Source organism: uncultured Boseongicola sp., from assembly GCF_937988555.1.
Lineage (GTDB): Bacteria > Pseudomonadota > Alphaproteobacteria > Rhodobacterales > Rhodobacteraceae > Boseongicola.
The window spans coordinates 1-8679 of the sequence record NZ_CALJXO010000205.1; the positions used below are offsets into that span (position 1 = coordinate 1).

10 protein-coding genes are annotated in these 8679 nt (G+C 59.4%); all 10 read left to right on the top strand.

Annotation, left to right across the window (positions count from 1 at the left end; translation table 11 throughout):
- Window positions 1-711 (top strand): CoA ester lyase (locus Q1B15_RS11945; protein ID WP_299753962.1); only part of this gene is annotated, 711 nt, incomplete at its 5' end.
- The gene (locus tag Q1B15_RS11950) at window positions 708-1268 is read left to right on the top strand and encodes an NnrU family protein (RefSeq protein WP_299753963.1); all 561 of its coding nucleotides are present in this window, start codon (window positions 708-710) and stop codon (window positions 1266-1268) included. The genes Q1B15_RS11945 and Q1B15_RS11950, both read left to right, overlap by 4 nt.
- Before the next feature lie 4 nt (window positions 1269-1272).
- Window positions 1273-2304, top strand: coding sequence for a MaoC family dehydratase (locus Q1B15_RS11955; protein WP_299753964.1), 1032 nt, complete (start codon window positions 1273-1275; stop codon window positions 2302-2304).
- Window positions 2305-2547: 243 nt separating this feature from the next.
- Window positions 2548-2931 (top strand): succinate dehydrogenase, cytochrome b556 subunit, encoded by a 384-nt coding sequence (sdhC, locus tag Q1B15_RS11960; RefSeq protein WP_299753965.1) that lies wholly within the window; start codon window positions 2548-2550, stop codon window positions 2929-2931.
- A gap of 14 nt (window positions 2932-2945) precedes the next feature.
- Complete coding sequence (sdhD, locus tag Q1B15_RS11965; RefSeq protein ID WP_299753966.1) at window positions 2946-3317, top strand: succinate dehydrogenase, hydrophobic membrane anchor protein; 372 nt, start codon at window positions 2946-2948, stop codon at window positions 3315-3317.
- 9 nt (window positions 3318-3326) lie between these two features.
- Window positions 3327-5129, top strand: coding sequence for a succinate dehydrogenase flavoprotein subunit (sdhA, locus tag Q1B15_RS11970; RefSeq protein ID WP_299753967.1), 1803 nt, complete (start codon window positions 3327-3329; stop codon window positions 5127-5129).
- Entirely contained in the window at window positions 5126-5410 is a 285-nt protein-coding gene (locus Q1B15_RS11975; protein ID WP_299753968.1) for a hypothetical protein, read from the top strand. The genes sdhA and Q1B15_RS11975 overlap by 4 nt, the downstream gene beginning before the upstream one ends.
- Entirely contained in the window at window positions 5410-5727 is a 318-nt protein-coding gene (locus Q1B15_RS11980; protein WP_299753969.1) for a hypothetical protein, read from the top strand. The genes Q1B15_RS11975 and Q1B15_RS11980 overlap by 1 nt, the downstream gene beginning before the upstream one ends.
- Before the next feature lie 12 nt (window positions 5728-5739).
- The gene (locus tag Q1B15_RS11985; protein ID WP_299753970.1) at window positions 5740-6519 is read left to right on the top strand and encodes a succinate dehydrogenase iron-sulfur subunit; all 780 of its coding nucleotides are present in this window, start codon (window positions 5740-5742) and stop codon (window positions 6517-6519) included.
- A 510-nt stretch (window positions 6520-7029) separates the two neighbouring features.
- Complete coding sequence (creD, locus tag Q1B15_RS11990) at window positions 7030-8445, top strand: cell envelope integrity protein CreD (RefSeq protein ID WP_299753971.1); 1416 nt, start codon at window positions 7030-7032, stop codon at window positions 8443-8445.
- Window positions 8446-8679 lie beyond the last annotated feature (234 nt).

Sequence of the window (8679 nt, forward strand, 5' to 3'; positions counted from 1 at the left end):
GAAATACTGGCCCGCGAGTTGAAAAACGGCGGCTACGGCCACCGCCAGCGCATCGTCCGCATCAACGCGCTGGACACGGAATGGGGCAGGGACGACGCCCGCGCCGTCGCGAATATGGAATGCGACGCCGTCCTTTTGCCCAAAGTCGACGGCCCCGACGACACCGAAGCCCTCGCCGCGATCACCGGCGGGCTTGCCATCTGGTGCATGCTTGAAACCCCACGTGGCGTCCTGAACGCGCTTTCCATCGCGGACTATGTCACCGTCAAAGGCTTCATCCTCGGCACCAACGACCTCGCCAAAGACATTGGGTGCGCCACGGGCAGCGACCGATTGCCGTTGATGACGGCCCTTCAAATCTGCCTGATGGCCGCGCGCGCCGCCGGGATCGTATGCGTCGATGGCGTCTACAACGCTTTCAAAGACGATGCAGGCCTGGAAGCCGAATGCGAACACGGCCGCGCGCTAGGCATGGACGGCAAAACGCTTATCCACCCGGCACAACTGGCCATCGCAAACCGCGTCTTCGCCCCGACGCCTCAACAGATCGACCTCGCCCGCCGTCAGATCGAAGCGTTTGACGCCGCCCGCGTACAAGGCGAAGGTGTCGCCGTGGTGGACGGCAAAATCGTCGAAAACCTGCATATCGAAACCGCGCGCACGGCTCTTGCCCGTGCCGACGCCATCGCCGCACGGACCCTAAAAACATGACCCTTCTTATTACCGGCCTTTTCATCTGGACTGCCGCCCACTTCTTCAAACGCTTCGCTCCCGCACAGCGCGGCGCACTGCAGGAAAAAATGGGAGACGCCTCGAAAGGCATCATCGCCATCCTTCTCGTCGTCTCGATCGTGTTGATGGTCATCGGTTATCGCGGCGCCGAGATGAACTTTCTCTGGGGCCGCTCTGCCGCCACAACCGGGATCAACAACCTCCTGATGCTGGCCGCCGTCGCGCTATTGGGTCTCGGCTCCTCCAAAAGCCGCCTGCGCAAAAAGATGCGCCACCCCATGCTGACCGGCGTTGTGGTCTGGGCCGCCTCGCACCTTCTGGTCAATGGCGACACGGCCTCGATCGTGCTATTCGGTGGCCTCGCAATCTGGGCGCTGGCGCAAATGGTAATCATCAACCGCGCCGTCCCGGATTATACCCCCTACGAGGGCGGATCAGCCGCCGGAGATGTGAAGCTCTTGGTCATCTCGCTGGTGATTTACGGCATTATCGCAGGCATTCACACTTGGCTCGGCTATTTCCCATTCGGCGGCTAATCCCATGAAAACAAACCTCGGGCGCTTCTTCGAGGACTACCGCGTCGGCGAGACCATCGCCCACGCCGTTCCAAGAACGATCACGATGGGTGAGCGCGCCCTGTACCACATGCTGTATCCCGCCCGACACGCGCTTTATTCCTCGGATCAATTCGCACAAAGCTGCGGCCTGCCGTTCAGTCCGTTCGACGATATGGTGGTCTTCCATGTGGTGTTTGGAAAAACCGTTCCTGATATTTCCCTGAACGCCGTGGCCAATCTTGGCTACGCCGAAGGGCGCTGGCTGGCGCCGGTCTGGCCGGGCGACACGATCCGATCGCAGTCCGAAGTGATCGGCCTGAAACAAAACTCCAACGGCAAAACAGGTGTCGTCTGGGTCCGCACGACCGGCTTCAACCAACGTGACGAAGCGGTCATGAGCTATGTGCGCTGGGTGATGGTCAAAAAGCGCGATGGGGACGCGGATGCGCCCGAAACGGTGCTTCCTGAACTTGCGGCGACGGTTGCGCCCGACACGTTGGTTCTGCCCAAGGGCCTTGATTTCACAGCCTATGACTTTGCGCTGGCCGGCGAACCGCACCGCTGGGGCGACTACGCAATCGGTGAGAAAATCGACCATGTCGACCGCGTGACCATCGAAGAAGCCGAACACATGCTGGCCACGCGGCTTTGGCAAAACACCGCCAAAGTCCACTTCGACGCGACCAACCGCGAAGACGGTAAACGGCTGATCTACGGCGGCCATGTGATTTCCATGGCGCGCGCGCTTAGCTTCAATGGCCTTGCCAACGCACAGATGGTTGTCGCCCTGAATGGCGGCAGTCACGTCGCGCCTTGCTTTGCAGGCGATACAATCGCGGCATGGTCAGAAGTGCTCGACAGAGCCGAAACCCCAGCCCCCGGCGTCGGGGCTATTCGTTTGCGGCTTGTGGCCCACCGCGCTGAAACAGCGCCCTTCATTTTGAAGGGCGCCGATGGCAAATACGCGCCCGGCGTTCTTCTTGACTTGGATATCTGGGCGCTTATCGCGATCTGATCCAAGCCGCCGCCCCAACAGGACAAAACGACATTTGTGCTCGGCGCGCGCCCCGTCGCAGTGCCTCCGGCGGAGGAATTTAGCAAAGGGTGAAATATGTGATCACACCAGATTTTTCTGTGATCACTAATTTGAGAAACTTGCAGGATTTCTGCGCAAATTGCCGCGCTGCGGCTTTGGCACACGTGACATTGGCGATTAATCTGATAACCATCGGCAAAATATGAAACGTGGGAGCCGAAAATGGCTGATGTGAACCGGGGGAAACGTCCCCTGTCTCCGCACTTGACGATCTACCGTCCGCAAATGACGTCCATAACCTCGATCTTTACACGGATCACCGGCAACGCCTTGCTTGTCGCCGCGCTTTTGATTGTCTGGTGGTTTCTTGCCGCAGCGACATCGCCGAACTATTTCGCGCTCGCCGATGGCGTTATCACATCGTGGTTCGGCGATCTGGTGATGACATTGTCCGTCTGGGCGCTTTGGTATCACACGCTTGCCGGGGTCCGGCACCTTATCTGGGATGCAGGGTATGGCCTTGAGATCGAAACCGCGGAAAAGATGGGCCTTGCCGTGATCGCTGGGTCGCTGATCCTCACCATCATCACACTTCTGGCTGTCTGAGGGGGAACACGCACATGGATTACATGACCGATCTCAAACGCGCCGTTGGAATGGGGTCTGCCCGCGAAGGCACCAAGCGCCACTGGTCGATGACCAAATCCTCAGTCGCGCTGTTGATCCTGACACCATTCTTCGTCTTCACTTTTGGTCCGATGACGGGCGAGCCACACGACGCGGTTCTGGCCTATTTCCAGCGTCCATTCCCTGCGATCATTGCGGCTCTCATGGTTGTGACGACGTTCATGCACTTCAAGACCGGCGTGCAAATGCTGATCGAGGATTACATGCATGGCCTCGCCCGCGAGATCACCATCATTCTTCTGACCTGCCTCAGCTACGGCGCGGCGGCGACCGGCGTTTTCGCCATCGCTAAAATCGCGCTCTAAGGAATTCACATGGCTGCTTACGAATACGAAACACACGACTACGACTGCATCGTGATCGGCGCTGGTGGCGCCGGGCTGCGCGCGACCCTCGGTATGGCTGAACAGGGCCTGCGCACTGCCTGCATCACCAAAGTATTCCCGACACGCTCGCACACCGTTGCCGCGCAGGGTGGCATTGCCGCCAGCTTGGGCAACATGGGGCCCGACAGCTGGCAGTGGCATATGTACGACACCGTCAAAGGCTCAGACTGGCTGGGCGACACGGATGCGATGGAATACCTCGCCCGTGAAGCGCCAAAAGCTGTCTATGAACTTGACCACTATGGCGTGCCCTTCTCGCGCACCGAAGAAGGCAAGATTTACCAGCGCCCCTTCGGTGGCCACACAACCGAATACGGTGAAGGCCCGCCCGTGCAACGCACCTGCGCTGCCGCCGACCGCACGGGTCACGCCATCCTGCACACGCTTTATGGCCAAAGCCTTAAGAACAATGCAGAATTTTATATCGAATACTTCGCAACTGATCTGATCATGGCCGAAGACGGCACCTGTCAGGGCGTCGTCGCTTGGAATCTCGAAGACGGCACGATCCACGTCTTCAACGCCAAGATGACCGTGCTTGCCACGGGCGGCTATGGCCGCGCCTACTTCTCGGCCACATCTGCACACACCTGCACCGGTGACGGCGGCGGCATGGTCGCGCGTCAAGGTCTGCCGCTTCAGGACATGGAATTCGTCCAGTTCCACCCAACCGGCATCTACGGCGCAGGCTGCCTCATCACCGAAGGCGCGCGCGGCGAAGGCGGCTACCTTACGAACTCCGAAGGCGAACGCTTCATGGAGCGCTACGCTCCGACCTACAAAGACCTCGCCTCGCGCGACGTGGTCAGCCGTTGCATGACAATGGAAATCCGCGAAGGTCGCGGCGTAGGCGCCGATGGCGATCACATCCACCTGAACCTAAGCCACCTGCCGCCCGAAACGCTGGCCCTGCGCCTGCCGGGCATTTCCGAAAGCGCGCGCATCTTTGCCGGGGTGGATCTGAACAAGGAGCCGATCCCGGTTCTGCCGACGGTTCACTACAACATGGGCGGCATTCCGACGAACTACTGGGGCGAAGTGCTAAACCCGACGGCCGACAATCCCGACCGCATCACGCCGGGCCTCATGGCTGTTGGCGAAGCCGGCTGCGCATCAGTGCACGGCGCAAACCGCTTGGGCTCGAACAGCCTCATCGACCTGGTGGTCTTCGGCCGTGCCGCTGCCATAAAGGCCGGCCAGGTTGTCGATCCGGACACCAGCAACCCAACGCTCAACCAGGCAAGCGTCGACGCCGCCCTTGAACGCTTCGATGGTCTACGACACGCGGACGGCGCCACGCCGACGGCAGAGCTGCGCCTTGAGATGCAAAAGACCATGCAAGCCGACGCCGCCGTCTTCCGCACCGATAAAACCCTCGCCGAAGGTGTTGAGAAAATGTACGATGTCGCAGGCAAATTAGCCGACATCAAAGTGACCGACCGCTCGCTGATCTGGAACTCCGACCTGATGGAAACTCTGGAGTTGTCGAACCTCCTGCCGAACGCTTTGGCCACCGTCGTCAGCGCTGAAGCCCGCAAAGAAAGCCGTGGCGCTCATGCTCACGAAGACTATCCAGATCGCGACGACAAAGTATGGCGCAAGCACACGCTCGCGCGGGTGAACGGCAAGGTCGAGCTCGATTACCGCCCTGTGCATCTCGACCCGCTCACCACCGAAGCGGAAGGCGGCATCGACCTCAAAAAGATCGCCCCTAAGGCGCGCTTATATTGATCCGCACGCTCCTCATATCGCTCATTCTGGCTGGCACCCTTGCCGCCTGTGGCCCCATTTCCCCGGAACTGGCGGCCAAGCAATGCGAGGAACAGGCACGCAGTGCCGCTGGCCCCACCGGTCAGATCGGCATCGGCGTCAATAGTGATGGCCGCGTGACAAACAGCATTGAAATTGGCATCTCGTCTGACTTCCTTATCGGAAAAGACCCGCAGCAAGTCTACGAAAGCTGCGTGCGCCGTAAAACTGGCGAAGCGCCCATTCGCCCGCTGGAGCTTTGATGAAACGCCTCGTCCTTTTCGCCACGCTCGCCCTCGCTGCTTGCTCGTCCGCGCAGCAGGACTTTCTTGCACGCGACGCCGCCAAACAGGCTGTGCGTCCCGTGCTGGCCGACCGCTTCCCCGGTATCCCGTTGGAACCGGCCTCGGATTGCATCATCGACAATGCAACGGCACAGGAAATCTTCGCCCTTGCCGCCGACAGCGTCACCGGCCCGACTGCCTCAACCGCCGAGATCGTCACCCGTATCGTCTCGCGCCCCGAAACCATTCAATGCCTAGCGACCGAAGGACTACCCGTCCTTCTGGATCGTCTTTAAAGGAGAGACACAATGGTCCAACTGACCCTCCCCAAGAACTCGACCATCCGCACAGGCAAGACCTGGCCCAAGCCCGAAGGTGCCACCAACTTGCGCAAAGTGCAGGTCTATCGCTGGAACCCTGATGACGGTCAAAACCCAAGCGTCGACACCTACCACGTCGACATGGATACCTGCGGCCCGATGGTTCTGGATGCGCTCATCAAGATCAAGAACGAGATCGACCCGACCCTGACCTTCCGCCGCTCGTGCCGCGAGGGCATCTGCGGGTCCTGCGCGATGAACATCGACGGCATCAACACGCTTGCCTGCATCTACGGCATGGACGAAGTGAAGGCCGACATCAAAATCTACCCGCTGCCGCACATGCCGGTGATCAAGGACCTGATCCCTGACCTCACACACTTCTACGCACAGCACGCCTCGATCATGCCGTGGCTCGAAACCAAAACGAACCGCCCGCAAAAAGAGTGGCGCCAGTCGATTGATGACCGCGAAAAACTCGATGGTCTGTATGAATGCGTCATGTGCGCCTGCTGTTCGACGTCCTGCCCAAGCTACTGGTGGAACGGCGACCGCTACCTCGGCCCAGCCGCCTTGTTGCACGCCTACCGCTGGATCATCGACAGCCGCGACGAGGCCACAGGCGAGCGTCTCGACGAGTTGGAAGACCCGTTCAAGCTGTATCGCTGCCACACAATCATGAACTGCGCCAAAGCCTGCCCCAAGGGTCTGAACCCGGCCAAAGCCATCGCGGAGATCAAGAAAATGATGGTCGAACGGGTCGTCTGAACGCCAAGTCGCGTGAGGCAAACGAGCTTTTCAATTGCCCATCCTCCTCCTCACCCTCCTTTTCGGCACGCTCGCCTACCTCTTGTGGAAGCGCATGGCCACCACGCTGACCCGAAACTGCCGTTGGCGAGAAGACCGCGCGGCGGGCGAATGGGCATGCAGTTACTGCAACGCCCGCCTTAAAGCCGACCGATCCCCAACCACCTGCGAAAACCCAGATCGTTAAGCCTGCGCATCAACGCCAGGCCTGAACTCTTTGTTTATCGGACCACAGGCCTGCACTGATGCCATGCCGAGGTTACACGGCCGTGATAGAAAAAAACGTACTTCCACACAAATCCATCGACGTACTGGCGAACTGGGGCGCTTTTACACCGACGCCCCACAACGTGCCGCAAAGTCGTGCACTCCCCTCCGCACTCCCTGCACAAGCGGTCCTGAACCACGCCAGACAACCTGCAATCGACTTTGCCAAGACTGTCCCCATCACCTAAAAACAAGGGACAAACCATGTTTCGATCTGCAGGCTTCCGCTTCATCGCCGTTGGGCTTCTCGCACTGTTAATGTTCATACCTCTTAACCTCATCTCCTCGATCATCGACGACCGCGCCACCTACGCTCGCCAAACCGTCACCGATATCAGTCTCGAATGGGGGGGCGCCCAACAAATTAGCGGCCCCGTTCTGATCATCCCCGTCACTGAAGACGTCACCTACGACCGCCGCCGCGAAGCCGTTGACGGCTCCACCGGCCTCACCCTTCAGGACGAGAACGGCAAACCGATTTTCGAGCGTTTCGAGGAAACCGTGACCGAAACGCGGCCCCCCGTTCACCTCTTCGCAGACACCCTCGACATCACCGTTGACACCACGTCGGAAAGGCGAAACCGCGGCATTTTCGACGTGCCAGTCTACACCGCACAGGTCGAGATCGCCTTCGATTTTAACGCTCTATCTGCAACCGACGCACTTGGTGGGAAAGAAACCCTTCACTGGAAAGACGCGCGCATTGACGTCTACCTCACATCCAACCGGGCGCTGCGCGGCGAAGCGCAACTCACTTCCGACGGCGCCGCCATGACGCTAGAACCCATCGCCGCCGTCAACCGAAAATCTGGTGGCGGACTTACCGCAACTCCGGGTGATCCGCGCGGGTCCGGACCCTACCGGCTGACCCTGAAACTGAACGGAGCGCAACACATCGCTGCCACTGCCACAGGCCGCACCAGCCACCTCGCGATTACCAGCGATTGGCCCGATCCAAGCTTCTTCGGAAGTTTCCTCCCTGACGCGCGAAGCGTTAACGAAGATGGCTTCACAGCCACGTGGAGCGTCCCGCATCTGGCCCGCCCCCTTCCGCAGCTAAGCCGCGAACCGCTCGACCCGACTGCGCGGTCCATCGCATCAATGGGCGTGCGGTTTATCACCCCGAACGACTTCTACCAAAAGGCCTACCGCTCCGCCCGTTATGGCATCCTTTTCATCGGCTTAACCTTCCTCACGGTCTTGCTTCTCGACCGTGTCGGCGCGAAGCCCGCGCATCCCGTTCAGTACTTGATGATTGGCCTGGCGCAGTCCGTTTTCGTCCTGCTCATGGCATCTTTCGCCGAGCAAATCGGCTTCGCAGCCGCCTACCTTCTCGCGGCATCAGCCACGATCGGTCTGCTAACCCTATTTGGAGCCACAGCGCTTAAACTCGCCAAACGCACCACAACGCTCGCCGCGATGTTAATCATCGTTTACGCCGTCCTCTATCTGATCCTGCAAAGCGCAGATTATGCCCTCCTTGCAGGTTCCACATTGGCCTTTCTCGCTCTTGCCGGAACGATGTGGCTGACCCGCGATGAAGACTGGCACGGCCCCGACCGTGAACCCCGTAAATGGTTCCTCAAAAAGGCAGAAAAAGACGCGCCCTCCGCCTCTTAATCGTCTTTGTGAAATCTAAAACTCGTTGCCCGGTCATATCTCGGGTGACGAGTTTCTGTGGATATAGAATATCTCAAGTCACTGATTAAAAATGCTTTTCACTAAGCCGGCCTGCGATATCTCATAGACAAACTCGTCAGGCATAGCCCAGGGGCTCGACGTCACGCAAAGGCAGCTTCCAAAGCAATTTCAACCATGTCCCCAAAGCTTTTCTCACGCTGGTCGCTTGGCAAG